The organism is Brevundimonas sp. FV1ye4L (assembly GCF_058681255.1).
Window position 1 is genome coordinate 1,730,369 of the sequence record NZ_CM178734.1, and the last position, 24,347, is coordinate 1,754,715.

Below are 24,347 nucleotides of genomic sequence, written 5' to 3' on the forward strand. Positions count from 1 at the left end.
AGGAACGGGCCGCGCACGAGATCGGATGGGATCACCCGCCCGGCTCATCGCTATTTCCCGCCATGCCCAAACAGTACCGCAACAGCGTCCTCAGGCGCGCAAACAGCCGCGACAAAAGCACAAGCCTTTGAAGTCCAACAATTCAGACCAGCGTCATTGTAATAGAAGCCGCCGCGAACCTATCAGGCCGCGGCCGTCAGCCTCGCTCGACCGCCCACTCGGGCGCCTCGAAATCCAGCGCGTCCTCAGGCTCGGCCAGCGACAGTTCCGAGATCGTCTGGCCGCGCACCGACACCCCAGCCGTATGCACCGTCTCCGGATCGCCCGAGATCAGCGGATGCCAGGCCGCCAGCGGCCGCCCCTCGTGCAGCCGGCGATAGGCGCAGGACTTGGGCATCCATTGCAGCGCCTCGATATTGTGCGGCGTCAGCTTGATGCAATCTGGGACCTGGGCCTTGCGATTTACATAGTCCGAGCAGGAGCAAGCCTGGGAATCAAACAGCTTGCAGTGAACACGCGTCGGGATCACCTCGCCCGAATCCTCGTCCTCGAACCGGATCACGCAGCACAGGCCGCACCCGTCGCACAGCCCCTCCCATTCGGCCGGAGACATCTCGGCCAGGGTCTTGGTTTCCCAATAGGGCGGAACGGAGGACGGAACGGAAAGCATGGGACGGCGCACCTAGTCGACGGATGCGGCCATCAGATGGCGGCCGCGTCCTGAACCAGACACCCATACCATCCCAGGCCCTCATAGGTCTCGTATCCGGGCGTGCGGGCATAGCCGACGGTCCGGTCGCCCTTGGAATAGCTGCCCATGGCGCCCGCGCCGACATCCAGTTTCACCGTCTCGCTCAAGACTCCGACTCCGTCGGAGGCCGCCAGCACCCGGTGCTTCTGGTCCAGCAACAGCACCCGCGTCCGGGCCCGCTCCTCGGGCGTCAGCCGCACCCCGTCCACCACCGTCTGCGCCTGGCTCTGCCAGTCGAAATGGATGCCCAACACCCCAATCACGGCCCCGTTCGCCAGGCCGCCCTTGCGGATGGCGGTGGCGTAGGTCGCCACGGGCGCCCCGTTCAGCGCCTCCAGCCGCGCGATGTCCGCCACCGCGAAATCATCGCCCGACTTCGTCGCCATGGCGTCGCGGAACCAGGACATGTCCCGCGCCGACTGCCCCTGGACCCCATAGCGATCCGGCCGTCCATTGGCCACGACCACGCCGTTCCGGTCGCAGATCCAAAGGTCCAGATAAACGGTATAGGCGTCCAGAATGACCTTCAGCCTCTGGCTGGCGTGCTCGGCCTCGGCCGCGTCGGGTTCGGCGACGCAGTCCACTACCGCGCTGTCCGTCGCCCACCAGCGAACGTCGCAGGTCCGCTCATACAGGTTCCGGTCGATGATCTCGATGGCGTTCAGCGCCAGGTCCGCCAGTCTCTGCCCCCGCAGCTGACCCAGGATCGCCCCGCCGATAGCCGACAGTTCCGTCAGATCGCCCCGCACCTGCTGTTCCAGCGCCCCGGCCACATCGTCGATCTGGCCCGAAATCCGCTTGAACTCTTCGGCCACGACCATGAAACTGCGCCCCGCATCCCCGCTGCGCGCCGCCACTACCTGGGCGTTGACCACCAGCATCTTGGCGGCTCGGTTGACCGAGGCGATCTCCCCGATCTTCTCGCCCGCCACGAGGTTCAGCCGCTCGGACAACTCGAGAATACGCTCCGGCCTGGCGGCCGCGCCCACATCGCTCATCTGAGATCCCCACCTCGCCCATCTTGGCGCGCCAGAGGGAGGGAGGGCGAAGCCGAAGATGCCGCAACACCTAAGGCTTTAAAACTTAACGCATTCTAACCATGATTCAGTGAACAATGGTCTTTGAAAACAGATTGATCACCACGACCCCGCCGACGATCATCGCCAGCCCCGTCACTGCCGGCAGATCCAGCCTCTGGCGGAAGGCCAACGCCCCGATCACCGAGATCGCCACCACCCCCAGCCCGCTCCAGATCGCATAGGCGATCCCCACCGGCATCTGTTTCAGCGCGACCGACAGCAAATAGAAGGCCAGGCCGTAACAGATCGCCATCCCCGCCGTCGGCCAGGGCCGGCTGAACTGCTGGCTTTGCTGCAACAAGGTCGTCCCCACGACCTCCAGCCCGATGGCGCCCAGCAGCGCGCCCCAGGTAAGGGGGCTCATGCCTCGTTAGCCCTGATAGGATGGCCGGGCGTCAACAGCGACAGCAGCGCCTGCCGCTGCTCGGGCGACACGTCATGCACCCCGAACAGGTCTGACACCCACAGTCCATCGGCCAAAAGCCGCAACATCAAGGCGTCGTCCGCCCCGACCGGATCGCTGGGATCATCCACCTTCACCCGGTCGATCCAGGTCCGCCAGCGCTGGGCCAGGGCCGGCTCGATGGCGCAGGCGGCCATCACCACCCGGCCGATGCTGACGTCCTGCGGCGTCACCGGCTCCGTAACCGTCGCCCGCAGATAGGCCCGCGCACTGCGGCCATAGGGCTCCGGGTCCCGCGCCGCCTCAGCCAGAATGCCGTCGGTGTGCATCTGCCCCAAATGGTCGATCATCCCCTCCAACAGGGCGATCTTGGTCGGAAAATGATGCAGCAGCGCCCCCTTGCTGACCGTCGTCCGCGCCGCCACCGCATCCAGCGTAAAACCAGACGCCCCCAGTTCGGCCGCCACCTCCAGCGCCTTTTCGATGATCTGGGCCCGAGTGTCTTCGGGGGCGCGTCGGCGTGTGATGGTGCTCATAGCCACTACATACCAACCGGACGGTACGTGCCAAAATGAAAATCCACCGCCCATCAATCTTCGACTTGATGCCCGAAGGATCTGACCACTACAGAGAAGCGTTGCAGTAATCGGGGGTTACGCGTGATCATCGGCATTGACTTGGGGACGACCAACAGCGCGGTCGCTATATGGCGTGACGGCAAGGCGGAACTGATCCCCAACAGTCTAGGTCATCTCCTGACTCCCTCTGCGGTCAGCCTGGATGAGGCAACGGGCGAAATCCTTGTTGGTCTCGGGGCTCGGGAACGACAATCGACCCATCCGTCCCTAACGGCGACCGCATTCAAACGTTACATGGGCTCCAACCGCTTCACGCGCTTGGGCCAAAGAGGCTTTTCGCCGGAGGAACTATCGGCCCTGGTCCTGCGCCGCCTAGTCGAAGACGCCCAGATTTTCTTGGGGCAGCCGGTGACCGAGGCGGTCATCACCGTGCCAGCCTACTTCAATGACAAGCAGCGAAAGGCCACGCGTCGCGCAGGCGAACTGGCGGGGCTCAAGGTCGAGCGCTTGCTGAACGAGCCCACCGCGGCCGCCCTCGCCTATGGCATCCATGAATTGGATGACCAGAGCCTATTCCTGGTCTTCGACCTCGGCGGCGGCACCTTCGACGTCTCCGTTCTGGAAATCTTCGAGGCCGTGATCGAGGTGCGCGCCTCCACTGGCGACAATCGCCTGGGAGGCGAGGACTTCAATCAGGTGCTCATCGAGGACTTCGGCAAGACGATCGGTGATCTCATTTCGACCAAGGACAGGGCTGATCCCGTTCTGCGCGAACGCATCCGTGCGGCGGCCGAGCGGGCGCGACGCGGCCTGACCGACAGCGCCGAGGTCGTCATGTCGGTGACCTGGAAGGACCAGGTGTTCGAACATCTCTTCACTGCCGATCGTTTCGACACCCTGTGTTCTGGTCTGGTGACCAGAATGCGCGATCCCGTACTACGCGCGCTACGCGATTCCGGTCTGCACGCGGGTCAGTTGAAGGAGATCGTCATGGTCGGCGGGGCGACACGCATGCCTCTCGTTCGCCGCGCCGTGACCAAGATGTTCGGCCGTTTCCCCTCCAACGCCGTTGATCCGGATCAGGCCGTCGCCCTTGGCGCCGCCGTCCAGGCTGGCCTTAAGGCCCGAGACGTCGCCCTTAAGGAAGTCGTCCTGACCGACGTCTGCCCCTACACCTTGGGCGTAGAGGTCAGCGAGCGCGGGCCGGGCAACATGATCCGCGGCGGCGTGTTCTCGCCGATCATCGAACGGAACACCGTCATCCCAGCCAGCCGCGTCCAGATCTATTCGACCATGGAGGCGAACCAGAAGTTCGTGAAATTGCCGATCTATCAGGGGGAGTCCCGCGCCGTTGTGGACAACATCCGCCTAGGCGAGGTGGAAATTGCAGTGCCTTCCGGCAAGGCCGGCGAAATCGCGGTGGAAGTGCGCTTTTCCTACGACATCAATGGCCTGCTCGAAGTGGACGTCCATGTCCCCGCAACGGGCGAACGGCGGGAACTGATCATCGCGGACGAAGAGACTATGACAGCGCCCGAGTTTGCCAGGCGTCGAGCCGAACTCGCCGAACTGAAGCATCACCCGCGCGACGCAGACCTGAACCGCGCCGCCCTGGCCCGAGCCGCCCGCTGCTTCGAGGACTCTCTGGGCGATCAGCGGCAGTTCATCGGCCAGCACATGGATCGGTTCAGCTTTATTCTGGAGCGACAGGACCCGCGCGAGATCGAGCACGCCCGCAAGGAACTGCTTCAGGTTCTCGACCAATTCGAGGGCGCCACGTGGCTGTAGACCGTTCGATCTGGCGCGAACTGGCGATTTCGCCGTCCACCGATGAGCGTGAGATTCGTCGCGCCTATGCGCGCCGGCTAAAGATCGTCCATCCCGAGGACGACCCCCAAGGCTTTCAGGCCCTGCGGGACGCCTACGAGCAGGCGCTGCACCGGGCCCGGCAGGCCGCCTGGCAAGGCGCACAAAGCGCGGCGCCCGAGGCGGCGTCAGGCGCCGTGCCTGCCGCCGATCTCCCTCAGCCCGTCGATGAGGACCAGCCGGCGGACAGGGACGCAACGCCCTTGGACGCCATTGCGGCGGATGATGTTCTGGCAGGCGAAATAGCGCGCGATCAGGCGGACCGCGCCGAGCATCAACGACGCTGCGACGCCTTGTTGGCCGCCCTGAATCGCCCGACCTTCGACGAGGAATTGATCCTCAACGCCCTGATCGAGGTCTTCCATTCGCGCGCCCTCGGCGCCTTGGACACCCACCAGTCGACGGAACACTGGCTGGGACAACTCGCGGCCCAGCGCAGCCCCGCCTTCGCCGTCCTGGTCGAACCGACTGTGGCCTTCTTCGGCTGGGATCGCCGCCCGGTCGGCGAACATTGGAGCCCAGGGCTCGGCGCGCTTCAACATCGCGAGGATCTGGACACGCTCAAGCGCCTGAGAAGTCCCGGCCACCCGGCCCACGCCTCCTTCGTCGCCCTGGCCGCGCCCATCAGGCTCAAGGATCGCGTGGCGGCCCGCTTCAGCCCAGATTTCCGCAAGCAGATCGGCGATCTTCTGGCCCGGATCGACTACGAGACGCCTTACGTCCTCAACTATCTGAACCCCGACTCCATCGCCTGGTGGCGCGAACACCTGTCGCGACCGCGTTTCGGCCTTTCCAGCCTGGCCGTGGTCATCATACCGGTCGCGGTCTGCGCCCTCATCGCTGCGGTGCAGAATGGAGCTGGGCGTTCGACCGTGCCTCCCCTAATCATGATTGCCGGCGGCCTGATCGGCGGCCTCCTTTCCGTTCTGGCCGGCCATTACCTCCTCATTCTGCCGCGCTGGAGACTATCGCAGTCCGGGCGGAGCTCCGACTTCTGGATTTCCTGCGGCTGGGCCGTCGCGGCGGCCGGTCTTGCGCTTGTGGCCGCCCTCGTCCCTCCAGGCCTGTCCGACGCGACCACGGGGGTTCTGATCATCAGCATCGGCCCGATCAGTGCGGCTCTTGTCTGGTGGGCCGCAATCGTCCTGGACAACGACGGCTTCAAGACACGCTTGCAATGGCTCTTCACCTGGCCGCCGGTTTTCCTGCCGCTGTGGATCGTCACCCAGTTCGCCTTGCCGGCCCGCCCCATGCTGTGGATCTCTCTCTGGCTGTTGTTGCTGCTGTTCGCCATGGGCGCCGTCCACCTGGCCCGCCGCGCGTCGTCGACGCCCCAGACGCGCCGCACCGCCGACATCGGCCTTATCAGCCTGGCGGCGACCGGCGCCGCCCTGGCCCTGGCCTCCGATGTCCTTCCGGTGGTGCCCCTGGCGGTCGCCGTCCTTTATCTAGCGGCCGCTGGCGGCATCCTGGCCTCGGCGCACCAGTCGCTCTCCATGCTGCGGATAAGGCGCTGGGCGACGCCGATCGGCGTCGTCATTCTTGCCGTCGTATCCTTTTCCGGGTCGGAGACCGATGCTCAGACCATGGGGTCCACTCTCTTCGCCTGGGGCGGCGCCTGGATCGGCGGGCTGATCGCCCTGACCACCCTGGGCGACAGGATCGGGCTGTTCGTCAAACAGAAGCAAAAGCCGAGACCGCGTTCGCTCGGCGCATGATCGACGACCACGGCCTATCCAAGTCAGCGGATGGCGGATCGCCCTCCCCTCCTCTATATGGCCGCCCATGGCAGCCAGACCCCCCCTCGTCGCACTCAAGGACGTTCGCCTTCAGGACGGCCAGCGCCCCCTCTTCGACGGTGTCGACCTCGCGGTCGAACCGCGCAGCCGTGCGGCCCTCGTCGGCCGCAACGGCGCCGGCAAGTCCACCCTGATGAAGGTGGTCATGGGCCTGATCGAGCCCGACAGCGGCGACCGTTCGGTCCAGTCCGCCGTCCGCTTCGCCTATGTGCCGCAGGAGCCGGTGATCACCGGCGATACCCTGCTCGACTACGCCTCGTCGGGCGAGGCCGAGACCTGGACCGCCGAAGCCTGGCTGGCCACCTTCGGCCTGAACCCCGAAAAATCGACCCAAGGCCTGTCCGGCGGCGAAACCCGCCGGGCCGCCCTGGCCAAGGCCTTCGCTGAAGAGCCCGATCTGCTGCTGCTGGACGAGCCGACCAACCACCTCGACATCCTGGCCATCGAACTGCTGGAGAACGAGCTGATCCAGGCCCGGCTCGCCCTTCTGGTCGTCAGCCACGACCGCGCCTTCCTGAACCGCGTCACCAATACGGTCCACTGGCTGGAGAACCGCCGCGTCCGCACCTTGAACAAGGGCTTCGTCGAGTTCGACGAATGGTCCTCCAAGGTCATGGAGGAAGAGGCCGAGTCCCTGCGCCGCCTCACCAAGACCATCGAGCGCGAGACCGCCACCTTCTACTCCTCCATCACCGCCCGCCGCAGCCGCAACGAGGGCCGCGCCCGATCGCTGAACGCCCTTCGCGCCGAACGTGCCGAGAAGATGAAGGACGCCCCGCGCGAACTCTATCTGGGCGTCGATTCCGGCTCGACCTCGGGCAAGCTGGTCGCCGAGATCAAGGGCGTGTCCAAGGGCTTCAACGGCCGCACCCTGTTCAAGGACCTGACCACCCGCATCATCCGCGGCGACCGGCTGGGCATCGTCGGCCCCAACGGCGCGGGCAAGACCACCCTGGTCAAGACCCTGCTGGGCGAACTGCCGCCGGACGAGGGCACGGTCCGCATGGGTTCCAATCTGGAATCCGTCTATCTGGACCAGTCCCGCGAGGGGCTGAAGTCCGACATGACCCTGTGGGACGCCCTGACGCCGGGCGGCGGCGACTCGATCCTGGTGCGCGGCGTGTCCAAACACGTCGCCGCCTACGCCAAGGACTTCCTGTTTTCCGAGGCCCAGTTGCGCCAGCCGATCTCGACCCTGTCGGGCGGCGAGCGCAACCGCCTGCTGCTGGCCCGCGCCCTGGCGAAATCGGCCAATCTGCTGATCCTCGACGAACCGACCAACGACCTGGACATGGACACGCTGGACAAGCTGGAAGAGCTGCTCGAGGGCTATGACGGCACCCTGATCCTGGTCTCCCACGACCGCGACTTCATCGACCGGCTGTCCACCTCGACCCTGGCCCTGAACGGGCGGGGCGACATTGTCGAAACCCCCGGCGGCTGGACCGACTTCATCCGCCAGAATCCCGGCTTCCTCCAGCCCGGCTCCAACCCCCGTCCCCAAGACAAGGCCGCCGCCCAGCGCGCCGCCGACAACCCCGCGCCCGCCGTCGCCCAGGCCGCCGTCAAAAAGACCGCCAAACTCTCCTTCAAGGACGCCCACCGCCTGAAGGAGCTGGAGGCCCTGATCGACAGTCTTCCCGCCGTCATCGCCAAACACGACGCCACCCTGGCTGACCCCACCCTCTACACCCGAGATCCCAAGGCTTTCGACGCCGCCATGAAGGCCGCCGACAAGGCCCGCGCCGACCTTGAGGCCGCCGAACTGGAATGGCTGGAGTTGGAAGAGAAGAAGGCGGCCCTGGCGGGGTGAGGGTCGCGGCCTAAACTCCCGTTTTGCCGTCTTTCGCCTCACCGTCCTGTTCGGCAGGCTTCGGCGCCTCGCGCCGGTTCTGCATGACGCCGACGACGATGAAGGCGACAATCCCGAAGGCGAACCAAAGGCCGAAATTCTTGGTCAGCAGACCGATCAGGCCAAAGATCAGCAAGACGCCAAAGGGTGTGAGCCGTTTCATGGCGCCGACCTTACGGCGGATTTCGGCCTTTGGCGAATTGGCCGACGCCCGCGCCCTTGAAACCAAACCCGCCCTCACCCACTCCAGCAGCATGACCCTGCGCACCCACGTCGTCGACTTCCCCCCGCCCCAGCAGGCGGCGGTGCGGCGGATCAACGCCGTCCTGGCCCGCGCGCCGCGCCTTCGCACCGACGCCTGGCGCATCGAGGCCGGCCAACGCCTGTCGCTCTGGCTGGACGCCGCCGCCGGCGCCGTCACTGTGCCGCGCCTGCGCAAACGCGGCGTCACGGTAGAGATCCTCCAGACCGACGGCGACCACCCCGTTCCCCTGCGCATCCTCCGCCCGGAGGGGCCTCCCCGCGCCGTCGTGCTGGACATCCACGGCGGCGGCTGGGTTCTGGGCAGCGCGGGTCTGAACGACCGGCTCAACGCCCACCTGGCGCGTCACGGCTTCTGCGTCGTCTCGGTAGACTACCGCCTGCTGTCCGAGCGTCGCCAGGTCTATATCGACGCTGCTATCGCCGACTGCCTGGCCGCCGCCCACTGGACGGTCACGAATATCGACCGCCTGGGCGCCGCGACCGTCTTCCTTACGGGCGAATCCGCCGGCGGCCACCTCGCCGCCCTGACCGCCATCGCCCTGCGCGACCAGGGCCTGATCGACCGGGTTTCGGGCTGCGTCTTCACCTATGGCGTCTTTGATCTGTCGGGGACCGAAAGCGTCCGTTCCGCCGGCCCGGACACCCTGTTGTTCAACGGTCCGACCATGCAGGCCGACCTGGCACGGCTGGCGCCCGACCGCGACGAGGCGGGCCTTCGCCGGCCCGACGTCTCGCCCCTCTACGCTGACCTGACCGGCCTGCCCCCTGCCCTCTTCCTGGCCGGCGAGTACGATCCCCTGTTTGAGGACAGCCTGCTGATGGCCACCCGATGGGGCGAAGCCGCCGATGCCGACTTGATCCGCGTGCCAGAGACGCCCCACGGATTCCTGCACTTCGGAGGTCCCGCCGCCCGTGGCGCCCGCAGCGCCGTTCGCGCCTGGCTGAGCAGCCGGCTCACAACCTGAATCATTTCACGATTGTCGCACCGAGGGATTTCCCTTACCGCAGAAACCTTCACCGCCGCGCAGTCCATACGCAGGGAAGAAAAGGAAGCGGCTTTTGAATCCGGCGTGGTTTCGCAGCAATCCGATCTATGGCTACGGCCTGGCGATCTGCGCCTGGCTGACGGCCTTCTGCGTCCGCATGGCCCTGGCCGACTGGTTTCCGCCCGGTTTCCCCTACCTGACCTTCTTTCCGGCCGTGGTTGTCGCCGCCTATTTCGCAGGCCTGTGGCCGGCGGTTCTAACCGCCGTCCTGTCGGGCCTTAGCGCCTGGTGGTTCTGGATCGGGGCGCCCGGCTTCGACTGGAGCACGGCGACCGGCCTCGCCCTGGCCTTCTATGTCTTCGTCGTCGCCGTCGACATCTTCTTCATCATCGGCATGAACTCCGCGACCGACAATCTGCGACGCGAAGTGGCGCGCAACGCCGCCCTGGCCGAGAGCCGAGACCTGCTGCTGAAAGAGGTCCAGCACCGCGTCTCCAACAATATCCAGGTCGTCAGCAGCCTGCTGCGGCTCGAAGCCGGGATGTCAAAAGATCCCGCCGCCCGCCGCGCCCTGTCCGAGGCCTCGGCACGCACTGCCATGATCGCCAATGTCCAGCGCAGCCTGCTCGACGCCGACGGAGCGGCCGCGCCCTTCGACGACCTGGCGCGCCGACTGGTCTGCGACGCCCTGAACGCCGCAGGCCGCACCGACGTGACCGTCGTGGTTCAGGAAGCCCGCCACGCCCTGACGGCGGAGGAGGCGACGCCGGTCGTCCTGATCCTGCTGGAATGCGTCAACAACGCCCTGGAACACGCCTTCCCCAACCGGCCCGGCCGCATCGACGTCCGCCTGTATGAGGAAGGGTCCGAACGCCGGCTGGAGGTGCGCGACGACGGCGCCGGCCCTCCACCGGACTTCGATCCCGCCAAGGGACGCAGCCTGGGCCTGCGGATCGTCCTGGGTCTGGCTGAACAGCTTCACGGCCGCTTCAGCATCATCGACGCCGGCCCCGGCGCGCTCTGCGTTCTCAGCTATCCCGGGACGCCAGAGCACTGACATCCTGTTTCTGTGGACAAGACAAAACGATGATCCGCAAAAGCGAATTCAATCCGTCCACCGATGTTCACAGGCTTGTCCACCGCCGCCGGGCCAATCATGCACATCGGCGCGAGTTCGGACGCTTGCCTCATACCGGGTTTCGCGAGACCGTCAACAGGCCGAGGGACACGGCGGCGCGGAAATCGGGGGAGACTTCGGCATCAAGCGAACCGGCCCGGCTCTACGACCCAGCGTGATCGGGCGATCTTCGGATCGTAACGGGCGGCGGGCGGGATCTACGGCTCCGGCTTTGGACGGTCTCCGGACCGACGTCAGCAGGGGAACCGGATCGGGATCGACGGACGACGCGGACGCAATGCCGCGGGACGCCTGAGACCCTGAGCGCGACAGGAAACAGCCGACCGTCCTTGCGGGCTCGCCCACGACGACGCCCAGGCCAAGGCCCTGACCCAACCGGCCAAGTCCAACCCGGACTTGGCGAGGGGACGAAGTTCACGGGTTCCCCCTGAACGCTTCGTCCCCTCGCTCAATTCCGCCAGATTCACAGGTTTGCGCTAGACAGACGCCCCACCATCTGCACCCATGCCGTGCAGTTGGAGGCCGTCATGCGTGCAGTACATTTCCCTCTCAGCATCCTGGCCGCCGTCGCCGTTGCGGCGTCGGCCGGTTCGGCGAAGGCCGACCGACGGTCGCAGGACGCGGGGCCGCCCCCTCCGGCGCCCTCGCCCATCACCGTCAGGTCAGGCGCCCTGGCCGGGCCGGTCCCGTCGGTCGAAAACACCATCCTTCAGATGCCCCAGGCCGAAGCGACATGCGCGGGCGTCGCGGTGCAGCCCCTCTACAGCGAAGCCCTGCCGGCGCAGCAGTCCGCGCGACGAGGTGTGTCCGACGCAGAGACGATCCTGGCCTTCTCGGTCGCGTCGGATGGGCGCACGATGGATATCCGTCCCGCCGACGCAGCCCCCGCAGCCTTCAACACCCTGCAGGCTGGCCTCGCCGCCTGGCGGTTCTCCGCCCAAGCGCGCAAGGATTGCCGCCTGACGATCCGCTGGCGCAGCGTTCGACTGGACGAAGCGGAAGTCCCGGACCTGCTGAACTATTTTGCCGTCACCCGGACCACCGGGGCCCTACGCGACGCCGTGACGAAACGCCTGGGCGGACAGGGCGCCGACTGCGGCGACCGGTTCGGCGGCCGCCGACCGGACACTGTTGTGTTTCCCGACTTTGAAAAAGGGCGCAAGCCCCCGCCCGGCGGCCGCAGTTGGTCCGTGACTCGCTGGAACATCGACGCCGATGGCCGCGCGACCGACGTCGAGACTCTCGGCTCGTCCGGCGACGTAGACCTGGACTCCGAGGCTCGCCGTGCAGCGGCCGAGACCCGGATGCAGCCCGGACCGGCCCGGACCGGCTGTGTCTACAATCTCTATCGCTCGGGCGAGACCCTGGCGGCTCCGCCGCTGACGCCGGAAGATCAGCGTGAAGACCCGCTGCAGCAATGCCCGCCGGCCGTCGCAGACCGGTTCTCCGTTCGGGCCAATCCCGTATTTCCGACCGTCTTCAACGAGCGCTCCATAGAGGGCTGGGCTCTGATCCGCTTCGACATCGCCCCCTGGGGCCAGATCGGCAACGCCTCGGTGGTCGAAGCCCAGCCGGCCGCCGCCTTCGGCGTCGACGCCCTGCGGCTGGTGCAGTCCAGCCAGGCCACGCCGGGGTTCGAGGCCGGCGTCCGGTGCGTTGTTCCCGTCCGCTACAAGCTGCGGGACGAAACGGCTGCGCCCGACGTGGATCAGAACTGAACCCCCGCCTTCCCAAGGCCCCCATCCCCCCGTAAAGCAGGGCCATGATCCAGCTTGGGAATCGCCTGCTGACCCGTCGCCGCGCCCTGCTCGCGGGCGGCGCGGCCGTGGTCGGAGGCGCGGCGCTCGGCCTTCGCGCCTGCACGCGATCCGAAGCGCCGGTGGACGAACAGGGTCGGGTGCGGCTGCGCTTCGCCACCGACTGGCGCGCTCAGGCCGAACAGGGCGGCTTTTATCAAGCCCTGGCGACCGGCGCCTATGAGAAGCGCGGCCTGAACGTCGAGATCATCCAGGGCGGGCCGGGCGTCAATGTGCCGCAACTGCTGGCCTCGGGCGCCGTCGAACTGGGCATGGGCTCCAACAGCTTCATCCCGATGAATCTGGTCGCGGCCGGCGCCCCGGTGAAGGCCGTCGCCGCCTTCTTCCAGAAGGACCCCCAGGTTCTGATCGCCCACCCCGATCCGGCGCTGGAGACCATCGCCGATCTGACGGGCCGCCCCATCCTTCTGGCCGACGCCTCGATCAACGCCTTCTGGGTCTGGCTGAAGGCCCAATATGGCTTCACCGACGATCAGGTCCGCAAATACACCTTCAACCTCGCGCCCTTCCTGGCCGACGAGCGGGCGGTGCAGCAGGGCTATCTGACCAGCGAACCCTACACCATCGAACAGGAGGCCGGGTTCGAGCCCAAGGTCTTCCTGCTGGCCGACGAAGGCTATCCGTCCTACGCCGCCATGGTCCTGGCCCCCAACGCCTTTGCCCGCGACAACGCCACCGCGCTGCGCAGCTTCATCGCCGCCTCGGCCGAGGGCTGGCGCGACTATCTGCGGGGCGACCCAAAGCCCGGTGACGCTTTGATCCGCAAGGATAATCCGGAAATGACCCAGGCCATCCTGGACCAGGCCCGGCAGAAGCTGCGCGACAACGCCATCGTCGACGGCGGCGACGCGGCCCTCTACGGCCTGGGCGCCATGACCGCAGACCGCTGGCAGGCCTTCTTCGAGGTCACCAGCCAGGCCGGCGTCTTCGATCCCGGCCTGAACTGGCGCGAGGCCTTCACCGACAACTATCTGCCGGGCCGTGGCTGAGCCCATCGCCTCGCTACGGGGCGTGACGGTCGATCTTGTCGGCCGCGCCCCGCTCGGCCCCCTCGACCTGACCGTGGCGCGGGGCGAAATCCTGGCCCTGGTCGGCGCCTCAGGCGCGGGCAAGTCCACCACCCTGCGGCTGCTGGCCGGGCTTCAGCCCGCGAGCGCGGGCGAGGTGTCCCGCACGGCCGGCGCCGCCCGCACCGGTTTCGTCTTCCAGAGCCCGACCCTGATGCCCTGGGCCGACGCTCTGTCCAACGTCGCCCTGCCGCTGGAACTGGCGGGCATGGTCCGGTCCCAGGCCCGCGACCGCGCCGGCGCAGCCCTGGCGGCCGTCGGCCTGGGCGAGCGGCTGGACGCCCGCCCGTCCCAACTGTCGGGCGGCATGGCCATGCGCGTCGCCCTGGCCCGCGCCCTGGTCACCGGCCCCGACCTGCTGCTGCTGGACGAGCCCTTCGCCGCCCTGGACAGCGTCACCCGTCGTCGCCTGATCGAGGATCTGCACGCGCTTTGGGCCACGGCCGATCCACGCCCCGCCGTCGTCTTCGTCACCCATGACGTAGAAGAGGCCGTCTATCTGGCCCAGCGGGTCGTCGTGCTGGACGCGGCGACCGGGCGGCCCGTCGCCGACCTGCCGACGCCGGGCGCCCTGCCACGCCCCTCGCGCTGGCGCGCCGATCCCGCCTATCGCCAGATGGTCGAGGCGGCGGCGGACGCGCTGGAGGCAGCCATGGCCCCCCAGGCTGAGACGGCGGCATGAGACGCCTCGCCGATCTCGTCCCGCCCCTGATCCTGGCCGTCCTGCTGCTGACGGCCTGGGAGGCTGCTTGCCGCCTCGCGGACCTGCCCGTCTATTTTCTGCCGCCGCCCAGCGCCGTGGCCGTCGCCCTGATCCAGGCGGGACCGCGCCTGGCCGCCTCGGCCTGGATCACCTTCGGCATGGCGGTTCAGGCCCTGGTCCTGGCCGGTCTGGTCGGCGGCGGCCTGGCCCTGGCGGTGTCGCTGCACCCGGCGGCGGAACGGGCCATGCGTCCCCTCGCCGTGGCGCTTCAGGTCACGCCGGTCGTCGCCGTCGCCCCCCTGGTGCTGATCTGGGCCGGCCTGGATCACGCCGATCGGGCGGTCGTGGCTCTGGCGGCCATTGTCGCCTTCTTCCCGCTGTTCTCGGGGATTCTGACCGGGCTGAAATCGGCCGATCCGGACCTGGAGCGGCTATTCGACCTCTATGGCGCCACGCCCCTGCAACGGCTGTGGCGACTGCGCCTGCCCTCGGCCCTGCCCTTTGCGCTGGAAGGCCTGCGGGTCGCGGCGGGTCTGGCCGTCATAGGCGCCGTGGTGGCCGAATTCGTCTCGGGCTCGGGCGCGACACAGGGTCTGGCCTGGCGGTTGTTGGAGGCCGGCAACAGGCTGCGCACCGCCGAAATGCTGGCCGGGGTCCTGTGCCTGACCCTGCTGGGCCTGGTTCTGAACGCCGCCGTCGGCGGGATTGGGCGATTCCTGCTGCGCCGTTAGCGGCGGGTTAAGCGATGACCGCCTAGCGTGTGGGCTGTCTATCAATCGCGTGAGAACCGCTCCTTTGCGACGCGTCCTGATCCTGTCGAGTGTCCTGTTCGCCGCCTCTGCGACGTCGGGCGCCGCCATGGCTCAAGCCCAAGGTCAAGCGCAGACCACGGCCAATGGCCTGCGCTACCTGTCCTGGCCGGGCAAGGTTATGACCGGACAGGCTGCCGCCCCGCGCGCTGCGGCGCCTTCGCCGACCCCGGTCGTTCGGTCGATTCCCCTGCCCCGGATCGCCACGCCGGCGCCGGCCGTCTCCTCGACCCGTCGCGGCCTGACCCCAGCCAGCGACTGGACGACGCCGCCAGCCGCCGCATCCAGCGCGACGCTCCAGCCCTATGTTCCGTCGCGCGAGCCAGCGGCCCATGCGCCGACGCCGCCCGTCCACGCCCAGACCGCCACCGCCCCTTCTCCTGCCCCCAGCGCCCTTCCGGAACAGGTTCTGGTAGAGGCCCAAGGTCAGGCCGAGGTCGCATCGGCCGCCGCCGCCTTCGACCCGATGGCCCCTCGACGCGACGCGCCGATCTTCCGGCTGCAGGCGCAAGCGCAGCCGACCGTAGAAGCCCCGCGCCCGACCGTATCCGAGACGTCTGGCTCCAGTTCGGCTCCCGCGCCTGCCCAAACCGGCGCCCAGCCGCAGGTCGTCCAGGCCGCGCTGTCTTCCGCCCCCGTCCTGGGCGCACGCTTCTATTCCGTCCACCGTCAGGCCGGCCGCAAACCCGACCCGATCGCCCCGGCTCAGCCCGTCTATCTGGACGCTCTGCCGGTCGAGATGACCCAGACCCCGTCGTCCGCTGACCTCGCTCGACCCGACGGCCCGCCGGCCCTGCTGCGCAACAACGACGGCACGGTCCGCGCCGCACCCCAGACCCAGGAGGACGATCTGCCGTGACTGACGCCTCCTCTTCCGAACAAGAAATCATTCAGGCCTCGCGCCTGCCCGACCTCATCGCCCTCGCCAACGAGACCTCCAGCGAGAAGCGTCGGCTGCTGCTGCGTGAACTGTCCGACCACTTCCTGGGTGGGATAGAGCATAGCGCCGCCGAGACCGAGCTCTACGGCTCGGTGTTGGAAACCCTGTCCGACGAGATGGAGACGGCCGTCCGCGCCGAATTGGCCGCCCGGTTCGCCACCGCGCCCAATGCTCCAGCCAACCTGATCCGACGCCTCGCCGAGGACGACATCGAGGTCGCCGGACCGGTGCTGCGCGGCTCCACCCTGTTGACGGACGCCGACCTGATTGGCGTGGTCAGCCGCCAGGGCCAGGACCATATGCGCGCCGTCTCCGGCCGGATCGAAGTTTCCGAGGCCGTATCCGAAATCATCGTCGAGCGCGGCGACGATCAGACCCTGGGCGTCCTGCTCCGCAACGACGGCGCCCAACTGTCCCGCGCGGCGTCCGAAACCGCCGTCGAACGGGCCAAGAGCAATCCCGAGCTTCACGCCCCCGCTGTCGAACGCAAGGGCCTGCCCGCCGACCTGCTGAACGACATGTATTTCGTCGTCGAGGCCCGGCTGCGTCAGCAGATCCTCGAACAGAACGCCCAGATGGATCCGGAGCTGCTGGAGGCGGCCCTGGCCGCCGGCCGCACCCGCGTGGCCACCGACGACGGCGCCCTGCCGCCCGACTACGCCGACAGCCAGGCCTATGTCGAAGAGCTTTACGCCGCCGGCCAGCTGACGCCGCAGATGCTGATCCGCTTCCTGCGCTCTAAGGGCCGCACCCCGTTTCTGATCGCCCTGTCGCGCCTGTCGGACGTGGATTTCCACACCGCGCGCAGCATCGTTGATCGTCGCGACCTGGACGCCCTGTCGATCATCTGCAAGGCGGCCGATATCGACCGGGCCATCTTCCTGACCTATGCGGTGTCGCTGCTGGGCGCCGACTCCAACCCCATGGGCAAGGCCGCCGCCTATGGCCGGATGTACGGCGAACTGACCCGCGAGGCCGCCATGCGCACCCTGCGCTTCTGGCGCATGCGCCGCCTCGCACAGGCGGCTTAAGGCGGATCTCCCTCCCCTTCATGGAGAGGGGCGGGGCGCAGCGACGGGGTGGGGCCCGAAGGGGCGCGAGCGGGCGCCTGTTTCTACCTACAAAAACGATCAGCGCGCCTCTGACGGCCCCACCCGGGCTGCGCTTCGCTTCGCCGTCCCTCCCCATACAGGGGAGGGAGAACAAAGACGCCCGCCTCCTTGCGGAAGCGGGCGTCTTCTTACCGGTAAAGACCGGGTCTTACTTCTTGGCGCGCGCGGTGCGGGCGGGTTTGCGGCCGCCCTGACCCAGGCCCATCTGCTTGGCCAGTTCCGAACGGGCCTTGGCGTAGTTGGGCGCGACCATCGGATAGTCTTTCGGCAGACCCCATTTGGCGCGGTAATCTTCGGGGCTCATGTCGTACTTGGTGCGCAGGTGACGCTTCAGCGACTTGAACTTGCGACCGTCTTCCAGGCAGATCAGGAAGTCCGCATTGATCGACTTGCGGATCGGCACAGCCGGCTCTTTGGGCTCGGGCTCGACCTCAACGGGACCATTCGAAACGCCCGACAGCGCGGCGTGAATATTGGCGATCAGCGCCGGCAGGGCTTCAGCCGTGACGGTATTGTTGCCGACATAGGCCGACACGATGTCGGCGGTCATTTCGAGCAGTTCGGGCTTCTCTTCCATTCGCGGCGTCTCTTTCGTGATCTATTTCATTCGACTGAAACGCCAGTCGAACTTTGACGTCGGGTCTTAGGGTTGTTTGGCATCAAAAGCAATCCAGCGAAATACGGGCATTTCGCATCAGTGTCGCAACACTTCCTGTGGTGCTGATCTAACGCCCGAAGTCTTCGGCCAAGGCCATCATGGCCGCTCGCTCAGGCGCCGAATATTCATCAACCGCGTCATCCTCGCCCTCGCGGATCGCGCGCAAGAGATTTGGAGTCAGCGCTGACGACAGAGACCAGTTCCAGTAACGCAATACGGTCTGCGCCCGATCCACCGCCAGAATTTCATAGGTGATCTGCACTCGATCCAGATCCGGGTGCACCGTGCCTTCGGCCGTCGTCTCGGGCCGACGCATCGAGCGCCAGAGGTTGAGCAGATCGACACGCGATAGCCCCGTGGCCTTGCACAGGATTGCCAGGGGCTCGCCACCCGGGTCGCCCAGGATCTTGGCTCCCGTCAGCGGCTTCACCCCCGCCAGGAAGGCGATCTCCGACGCCACCTCGCGCGACAGCCCGTCCTGAGCGGCGACGGCGATGGCGTGCTCCAGTCCGTCATACGGGCTTTTCTCGATCGCGGCGCGGTTGCGTTGCCTCCGTTCGATGAACTGCAGCGCCTTGCGCGACACCGGGTCCGACCAGGCCTCGTCCGCCGCCATGGCGAAGACGTCCTCGGACACCTCCTGCATCAACTCCCGCGACACGGCGAAACGCTGCAGGATGACGCGTCGATCCTCAGCCCCGCACCACCAGAACATCACATAGGCGCCCGACGGCCTCAGCTCGGGCCGTTTCAGCAGCAGGCCGCACAGCCGCGGCTGTTTACGGCTCAGCGCGACCACCGACTCTATTCCCACCTGGGACAGTCGCGCGCTGGAATTGCGCAGGACCGCCTCGATGGTCTCGACCTCGCCGAAGCTGAACAGAGTCTCGGTGACGATTTCGGACAGGCCGCGACGACCAGCCATGATCAGCCGATGTTCGGGCCCGGCGTCCCGTGCGCAGCCGACCAGATCGGCGTCGCTCAGGGCGGCGCACTGCTCGATCAGCAGGCCCGCGATCTCGGGCGCATCGCGCAGCAGCAGCCGCGCCACACTGTCGGGCAGCTCGGCCAATGGCGTCAGCCGCGCCGCGACGCGCCGACGCTCCTGCGGCGAGGCCTGACGCAACATCTCAACCAGCAGATCGCCGGTGACGGCCCGTTCGAAGGCGTTGATCCGGCTGGCCGGAAGAGACACGACGTCGGCCAGGCGTTTCAGCAGGGCGTGCCGCGCCTTCAGCGCCGGCGGCGCCGCCTCGTCGTCATCCAGGGCTGTCGCCTCGTTCATGGCTCCAGACTAGGGCGGCGCGGGTTAACCCGGCGTATCGCCGCCACGGCCGTCAAAGGCCTTCGAACAGGGCCGTGGACAGATAACGTTCGGCGAAGGACGGGATGATCACCACAATGGTCTTGCCCGCATTCTCGTCGCGCGCCGCCAGGCGGAAGGCGGCGGTCAGGGCCGCGCCCGAGCTGATGCCGACAGGAACGCCCTCAACGCGGGCGACCTTTCGCGCCATGTCGAAAGCGTCGTCGTTAGAGACCTGCTCCACCCCATCGACCACCGAACCATCATAGATGGCGGGGACAAAGCCGGCGCCTATGCCCTGAATCTTGTGCGGCCCCGGCGCCCCGCCCGACAGGACCGGCGAGGCCTCGGGCTCGACCGCGATCATCTGGATCGAAGCCTTGCGGGCCTTTAGCGCCTGGCCGACGCCCGAGATGGTGCCGCCAGTCCCGACGCCGGCCACGATCATGTCCACGGCGCCGTCCGTGTCGTTCCAGATTTCCTCGGCCGTGGTCGCGCGGTGAATGGCCGGATTGGCCAGGTTCTCGAACTGCGACGGGCTGACGGCGTTCGGCGTCGAGGCCAGCAGCTCCTCCGCCCGGGCGATGGCGCCCTTCATCCCCTTCTCGGCCGGCGTCAGCTCCAGCTGCGCACCCAGAAGGGCCAGCATCTTGCGCCGCTCGATGGACATACTCTCCGGCATGCACAGGATCAGCTTCAGCCCCTTGGCGGCCGCCACGAAGGCCAGGGCGATGCCGGTGTTGCCGCTTGTCGGTTCGATCAGCACCGTATCGGCCTTGATCTTGCCCGCGTCTTCCAAAGCCTCGACCATGGCCACCCCGATCCGGTCCTTGACCGAGGCGATGGGGTTGAAGAACTCCAGCTTGGCCAGCACCGTCGCCTTCGCTCCATACTCAGCCGACAGACGCGGCAACCGCACAATGGGCGTGTCGCCGATGGTGTCGATGATCGAATCATACACCTTGCCCCGCCCCTTCTTCAGATGGCGGGACGCGTCGTAGCTGAAGTCGGACATGGGGGCTCCGGTCGGTTCGGGTTGTTCAGGGTGCGTAACAGATAGGCGGCGAAGTCGATCCGCAAGGGGGCGACGGCGATGATTTCTATCCGCCCCGCCCAGATCCGGCGCCGCCAAGGCCCGCCTAGCCGAAGAAGACGCCGGACAGGGCGATCCCGAACAGCACCACGATACTGACAAACGAAACCCCGGCGGCGACTGCGCCGAGCCCGAGCACGATCATCAACAAGCGGTCGCCCTTATTGGCCATTGGCCCAGCCTAGCGGCGAGATACCGAAGCGTCGAGCGCGCGCGCCGATCCGGCGCCCCCTAAAACCACCCCTCCGCCCGCAGCGCCGCCACCCGCGCCCGCGACACCGGCGCCGTCAGGCCGCCCTTCAGCCTCAGGCTCAGATTGCGGCCGTTCTCCGCCGCGCCGACGACGGCCGCCCGCGCAACCCACCAGGACCGATGGGTCTGACGCCCCTCGACACCCGTCAGCCCTGCCATGGCCTGTGACAACGACATCAGCACGAGGTCAGACCCCAGGGGCGTGTGTACGCGCACATAGTGATCCTCCATCTGCAGACAGATCACCTCGCGCCCCAGATGGACGGGCAGTCGGTCGCGCGGATCGGCCGACAGCGGCGCTGCCGCGGCCGTCCCGGCGGCGGCGGGCGGGCGGGACATCAGCCATACGATGGCTCCGGTCGCCACGGCGCTGACGATCAGGCTCTGGCCGAACCATTCCAGCAGCCCGACCTCGAAAGTGCGGCCCCAGACCATCTGCGCCAGGGCGCGACTGATCAGCGTCATCGGAGCCGCCAGCAGCACGACCGAAGGCGGCGCCCACAGCCACGGCGACAGCCCCCGCCGCATCGCCTGTCTGGCTAGCAGGGGCAGGGTCAGGCCGAACAAGACCCAGCCGGCCCAGAGGCAGGCCACCCAATACAGTATCCGCGCCGGCGCCGCGCCGTTCATATAGGAGCCGAAAGGCCCGACCAGACCCAGCAGCACGCCAAGACCGGTGGCGACGGCCAGCCCCAGCCGCGCCGCCCGTCCGACGCCCCATCGCGAATCCCCGATCGTCATCCCTCGCTTCTAGCCGTTCGGCGGCCGCTGCGGAATCGCCTCGGCTCTCCTCCGTTCGCCGGATCGCGAACCCGTTCGCCCATTGGCGCAAACCCGGTGGCGCGCCGGGTTCGGCGCACGGCAGGAAGACGGCTCCCGCCCCCCCGACAAACGAGGCTTCCATGTCCCTGACCGCCGCCCTCAATCTCGCCCTGGCCGCCCTGAACCTTCAGGCCGCGCCGCTGCCTGTCGCCCTCCCGGCGTCGCCGGTCGTCGCCGCCCAGACCGTGGACTTCGCCCGGCTGGAGATCCCGGACGGCGCCGGCCCCGCCATAGAAGCCGGGGTCTGGACGCCCCCCTCGAAGGCCGGGACCCGCCGGCCGCTGATCGTCATCTCCCACGGCAACGGCGGCGATTTCCGCAGCCACGAAGCCACCGCGCGCGCCCTGGCCCAGGCCGGGTTCACGGTCGCCGCCCTGACCCACACCGGCGACAACTGGCGCGATCAGAGCCAGGCCACGAACGTCGCCCAGCGTCCGCGCCAGCTTCACGTCCTGATCGATTATCTGGTGAAGGACTGGACGGGGCGCGACGCCATAGATCCGGCTCGCGTCGGCGCCTTCGGCTTCTCCTCCGGCGGCTTCACCGTTCTGACGGCCGCAGGCGGCGAACCCGATCTGGGACGCGTCCTCGATCACTGCCGCGCCCATCCCGAATTCTACGACTGCGGCCTGGTATCGTCGCACGGCGCGCCGCCGTCTGTCATGGACCAGACCTGGGTGCACGACGCGCGGATCAAGTCGGTCGTGGCCGCCGCCCCGGCCCTGGGCTTCACCTTCACGCGCCAAGGTCTGTCCGGCGTGACCCAGCCGGTCCAGCTATGGCGCGCCGAGGGCGACCATGTCCTGCCCAGCCCCTTCTACGCCGAGCCGGTGCGCGACGCCCTGCCTCGCCCGCCCGAGTATCACTCGGTTCCGGTCGCCGACCATTTCGACTTCCTGCCGCCCTGCTCGTCCCGTTTGGCCGCGCTCGCGCCGGTGATCTGCACGCCGACGCCCGGCTTCGACCGGGCGGCTTTCCAGACCGACTTCAACCGGCAAGTCATCGCCTTCTTCAGCCGGACCCTGTGATCTAAAAGGACTCCCACCCGTCAGCGTCCGGGGCGGAAGCCGGCGCCGGCGCTGCGCCGCCCCTGCCGACCGTCTTCAGGGCGGCGACAGGCCGGTGCGTGGGCGCAGCCACGACGCGGGCCGGCTTGGCGGCGCCGCCCACCTGGAACCGGGACACGGCGGCGGCCAGCCCGTCGGCTTCCTGCGACAGCGAGTGGCTGGCGGCGGTGGATTCCTCGACCATCGCCGCATTCTGCTGCGTCATCTGGTCCATCTGGTTGACCGCCGTATTGACCTGCTGAAGACCCGTCGCCTGTTCGGCGGCCGAGGACGAGATCTCCGTCACCAGACCTTCGATCTGGGCGACATGGGCCACGATCCGGTCCAGCGCCTGTCCGGTCTCCGTCACCAGCTTCACACCCGATCCGACCTGCACCGTCGACTGGCTGATCAGGGCCTTGATCTCCTTGGCGGCGTCGGCGGACCGTTCCGCCAGGGCCCGCACTTCCGAGGCGACGACCGCGAAACCGCGACCGGATTCGCCGGCCCGCGCGGCCTCGACGCCCGCGTTCAGGGCCAGAAGATTGGTCTGGAAAGCGATCTCGTCGATCACTCCGATGATCTGGTTGATCTGGGCCGACGAGCGTTCGATCTCGCCCATGGCGGTGACGGCGTCGCGGACCACCGCGCCGCTCTTGTCGGCGTCCGTGCGCGCCGCCTGGACCACGCCGGCCGCCTGGACCGCGCCCGAGGCGGTGGCGCGGACCGTGGCCGTGACCTCTTCCAGGGCGGCGGCGGTTTCCTCAAGGCTGGCGGCCTGTTGTTCGGTGCGACGCGACAGCTCGTCGGCGGCCTTGGCGATCTCGGCGGCGCCGGCGTTGATCGCGCCCGTATTGGCGGCGATGGTGCCTATGGCCTCCTGCAGCCCCTCGACGGCGGCGTTGAAATTGGTCCGCAGCTGTTCGTAGACGGGCGAGAAGGCGTCGGTGATGCGCACCGTCAGATCGGCCTGCGCCAGGGCGTCCAGCCCCCGGGTCAGACCGGAGACGACGACGGCCTGCTCGCGCGCGGCGGCCTCGCGCGACTGATCGCCGACGGCGCGGTCCTGCTCTTCCTTCGTCCGACGTCGGTCCGCTTCCGCCGCCTCGGCCTGGGCGCGGGCGACGATCAGGGCTTGGATATCAACCACGGCGCGGGCGATGTCGCCAACCTCGTCCTGGCGGCGCGCCTCGCCCTGCTTCACATCGGTCTGGCCCTGGGCCATGGCCCGCAGGTCGACGGTCAAGCGTCGGATCGGGGCGACCACGCCGCGCGACCCGGCGACCATCACGCCGATGCTTATGGCCAAGGCGGCCAGAATGGCGGCCATCATCACCAGTCGGCCGGTCTCCGCTGCAGCGTCGGCGGCGATGCGGTTCTTGTCCGCCGTGGCCTCGATCTTGTCGGCCGCCGTGCTCATGGCGGTTTCCAGAGCCGTGAACTGGACCTGAAAATCCGCCATCTTTCCCTGGGCCGCGACGACGTCGCTCTCGGCCAGTTCGACGATCTCGCTCGCCGCCGCGATATAGGTGTTCAGCGGCGCCTCGACCGCGCCCAGCGCCGCCTGCATCTCGGGGTCCGTCGCCAGCGCCCTGTTCTCGGTCAAGGATTTCTCAAAGCTTTCGCGATGTTCGGCCAGGTCGGCCTTCACCGCCTCGATCGAAACCCCATTGGCGGGGTTCGGCGCCAGCATGGCGCCGAACACATCCGACCTCAGGGCGTCATGCATCATGTCGGCCTGCATGTGATTACGCAGAATCGCAGATGAAATTGACGCGCGGTGCAGGGCGTCGCCCAACTGCTGGTTCATGACCAGGCCGACGCTCGCCGTGCCGACCGACAGCAGTAATACGGCGATTCCGGTCGCCGCCACCTTATTGCTGATCGTCAAACGCATGCCGCCGCCCCCCCTCGACCTTATCCGAACACCGGTAGGCGAACAGGGTTAACGCGACGTTTGCACACGCCTACGTCGTTTCCCCACGCCACCCTAAGGACGATTTTCACGG

General features: G+C 67.7%; 23 protein-coding genes. 12 read left to right on the forward strand and 11 right to left on the reverse strand.

The window, feature by feature from the left end:
• Positions 1-196 precede the first annotated feature (196 nt).
• The 4 genes from ACW17X_RS08385 to ACW17X_RS08400 form a co-directional block, all read right to left on the reverse strand.
• Positions 197-670: a YcgN family cysteine cluster protein gene (locus tag ACW17X_RS08385; RefSeq protein WP_492096726.1), complete on the reverse strand. Its 474-nt coding sequence runs from the start codon at positions 668-670 to the stop codon at positions 197-199.
• A gap of 32 nt (positions 671-702) precedes the next feature.
• Positions 703-1,749 (reverse strand): cache domain-containing protein, encoded by a 1,047-nt coding sequence (locus ACW17X_RS08390; RefSeq protein ID WP_492096727.1) that lies wholly within the window; start codon positions 1,747-1,749, stop codon positions 703-705.
• Positions 1,750-1,855: 106 nt separating this feature from the next.
• Complete coding sequence (locus tag ACW17X_RS08395) at positions 1,856-2,194, reverse strand: DMT family transporter (RefSeq protein WP_492096728.1); 339 nt, start codon at positions 2,192-2,194, stop codon at positions 1,856-1,858.
• A complete protein-coding gene (locus ACW17X_RS08400) occupies positions 2,191-2,769 on the reverse strand; it encodes a TetR/AcrR family transcriptional regulator (RefSeq protein ID WP_492096729.1) in 579 nt (192 codons plus the stop codon). Before ACW17X_RS08400 ends, ACW17X_RS08395 begins: the two co-directional genes overlap by 4 nt.
• Positions 2,770-2,892: 123 nt before the next feature.
• On the opposite strand from ACW17X_RS08400, the gene ACW17X_RS08405 reads away from it, so the two are divergent.
• The 3 genes from ACW17X_RS08405 (at position 2,893) to ACW17X_RS08415 (ending at position 8,289) form a co-directional block, all read left to right on the forward strand.
• Positions 2,893-4,599, forward strand: a complete 1,707-nt coding sequence (locus ACW17X_RS08405; protein WP_492096730.1) for an Hsp70 family protein — start codon at positions 2,893-2,895, stop codon at positions 4,597-4,599.
• The gene (locus tag ACW17X_RS08410; protein ID WP_492096731.1) at positions 4,590-6,395 is read left to right on the forward strand and encodes a J domain-containing protein; all 1,806 of its coding nucleotides are present in this window, start codon (positions 4,590-4,592) and stop codon (positions 6,393-6,395) included. Before ACW17X_RS08405 ends, ACW17X_RS08410 begins: the two co-directional genes overlap by 10 nt.
• Positions 6,396-6,462: 67 nt before the next feature.
• Positions 6,463-8,289 carry an ABC-F family ATP-binding cassette domain-containing protein gene (locus ACW17X_RS08415; protein WP_492096732.1) on the forward strand — a complete coding sequence of 609 codons (1,827 nt, stop codon included), beginning with the start codon at positions 6,463-6,465 and terminating at the stop codon, positions 8,287-8,289.
• Between the two features lie 10 nt (positions 8,290-8,299).
• Here the strand turns inward: ACW17X_RS08415 and ACW17X_RS08420 are convergent, their stop codons facing one another.
• On the reverse strand, positions 8,300-8,491 hold the full coding sequence (locus ACW17X_RS08420) for a hypothetical protein (RefSeq protein WP_492096733.1): 192 nt from the start codon (positions 8,489-8,491) through the stop codon (positions 8,300-8,302).
• Between ACW17X_RS08420 and ACW17X_RS08425 the strand changes: the two genes are divergently transcribed.
• The 8 genes from ACW17X_RS08425 (at position 8,490) to ACW17X_RS08460 (ending at position 17,083) form a co-directional block, all read left to right on the forward strand.
• Positions 8,490-9,557, forward strand: a complete 1,068-nt coding sequence (locus ACW17X_RS08425) for an alpha/beta hydrolase (protein WP_492096734.1) — start codon at positions 8,490-8,492, stop codon at positions 9,555-9,557. The genes ACW17X_RS08420 and ACW17X_RS08425 overlap by 2 nt on opposite strands.
• Before the next feature lie 94 nt (positions 9,558-9,651).
• Positions 9,652-10,635, forward strand: coding sequence for a sensor histidine kinase (locus ACW17X_RS08430; RefSeq protein WP_492096735.1), 984 nt, complete (start codon positions 9,652-9,654; stop codon positions 10,633-10,635).
• A gap of 608 nt (positions 10,636-11,243) precedes the next feature.
• On the forward strand, positions 11,244-12,434 hold the full coding sequence (locus tag ACW17X_RS08435) for an energy transducer TonB family protein (protein WP_492096736.1): 1,191 nt from the start codon (positions 11,244-11,246) through the stop codon (positions 12,432-12,434).
• Positions 12,435-12,478: 44 nt separating this feature from the next.
• The gene (locus tag ACW17X_RS08440; protein WP_492096737.1) at positions 12,479-13,522 is read left to right on the forward strand and encodes an ABC transporter substrate-binding protein; all 1,044 of its coding nucleotides are present in this window, start codon (positions 12,479-12,481) and stop codon (positions 13,520-13,522) included.
• Positions 13,515-14,282, forward strand: a complete 768-nt coding sequence (locus ACW17X_RS08445) for an ABC transporter ATP-binding protein (protein WP_492096738.1) — start codon at positions 13,515-13,517, stop codon at positions 14,280-14,282. The genes ACW17X_RS08440 and ACW17X_RS08445 overlap by 8 nt, the downstream gene beginning before the upstream one ends.
• Positions 14,279-15,034: an ABC transporter permease gene (locus ACW17X_RS08450; protein ID WP_492096739.1), complete on the forward strand. Its 756-nt coding sequence runs from the start codon at positions 14,279-14,281 to the stop codon at positions 15,032-15,034. The genes ACW17X_RS08445 and ACW17X_RS08450 overlap by 4 nt, the downstream gene beginning before the upstream one ends.
• A 64-nt stretch (positions 15,035-15,098) precedes the next feature.
• Positions 15,099-15,971, forward strand: a complete 873-nt coding sequence (locus ACW17X_RS08455) for a hypothetical protein (protein ID WP_492096740.1) — start codon at positions 15,099-15,101, stop codon at positions 15,969-15,971.
• Positions 15,968-17,083: a DUF2336 domain-containing protein gene (locus tag ACW17X_RS08460; RefSeq protein ID WP_492096741.1), complete on the forward strand. Its 1,116-nt coding sequence runs from the start codon at positions 15,968-15,970 to the stop codon at positions 17,081-17,083. Before ACW17X_RS08455 ends, ACW17X_RS08460 begins: the two co-directional genes overlap by 4 nt.
• 229 nt (positions 17,084-17,312) lie before the next feature.
• Here the strand turns inward: ACW17X_RS08460 and ACW17X_RS08465 are convergent, their stop codons facing one another.
• The 5 genes from ACW17X_RS08465 to ACW17X_RS08485 all read right to left on the reverse strand — a co-directional run bounded on the left by ACW17X_RS08465 (position 17,313) and on the right by ACW17X_RS08485 (position 21,211).
• Positions 17,313-17,741: a Ros/MucR family transcriptional regulator gene (locus ACW17X_RS08465; protein WP_492087890.1), complete on the reverse strand. Its 429-nt coding sequence runs from the start codon at positions 17,739-17,741 to the stop codon at positions 17,313-17,315.
• A 148-nt stretch (positions 17,742-17,889) separates the two neighbouring features.
• Positions 17,890-19,107 (reverse strand): DUF2336 domain-containing protein, encoded by a 1,218-nt coding sequence (locus ACW17X_RS08470; protein ID WP_492096742.1) that lies wholly within the window; start codon positions 19,105-19,107, stop codon positions 17,890-17,892.
• Between the two features lie 52 nt (positions 19,108-19,159).
• Positions 19,160-20,140, reverse strand: coding sequence for a cysteine synthase A (cysK, locus tag ACW17X_RS08475; RefSeq protein ID WP_492087892.1), 981 nt, complete (start codon positions 20,138-20,140; stop codon positions 19,160-19,162).
• A gap of 124 nt (positions 20,141-20,264) precedes the next feature.
• Positions 20,265-20,390: a hypothetical protein gene (locus tag ACW17X_RS08480; protein WP_492096743.1), complete on the reverse strand. Its 126-nt coding sequence runs from the start codon at positions 20,388-20,390 to the stop codon at positions 20,265-20,267.
• A 59-nt stretch (positions 20,391-20,449) separates the two neighbouring features.
• Positions 20,450-21,211 carry a LytTR family DNA-binding domain-containing protein gene (locus ACW17X_RS08485; protein ID WP_492096744.1) on the reverse strand — a complete coding sequence of 254 codons (762 nt, stop codon included), beginning with the start codon at positions 21,209-21,211 and terminating at the stop codon, positions 20,450-20,452.
• A gap of 161 nt (positions 21,212-21,372) precedes the next feature.
• On the opposite strand from ACW17X_RS08485, the gene ACW17X_RS08490 reads away from it, so the two are divergent.
• Positions 21,373-22,320 carry an alpha/beta hydrolase family protein gene (locus ACW17X_RS08490; protein WP_492096745.1) on the forward strand — a complete coding sequence of 316 codons (948 nt, stop codon included), beginning with the start codon at positions 21,373-21,375 and terminating at the stop codon, positions 22,318-22,320.
• Between the two features lies 1 nt (position 22,321).
• On the opposite strand, the gene ACW17X_RS08495 is transcribed toward ACW17X_RS08490, so the two are convergent.
• The gene (locus ACW17X_RS08495; RefSeq protein ID WP_492096746.1) at positions 22,322-24,235 is read right to left on the reverse strand and encodes a HAMP domain-containing methyl-accepting chemotaxis protein; all 1,914 of its coding nucleotides are present in this window, start codon (positions 24,233-24,235) and stop codon (positions 22,322-22,324) included.
• Between the last annotated feature and the right edge of the window lie 112 nt (positions 24,236-24,347).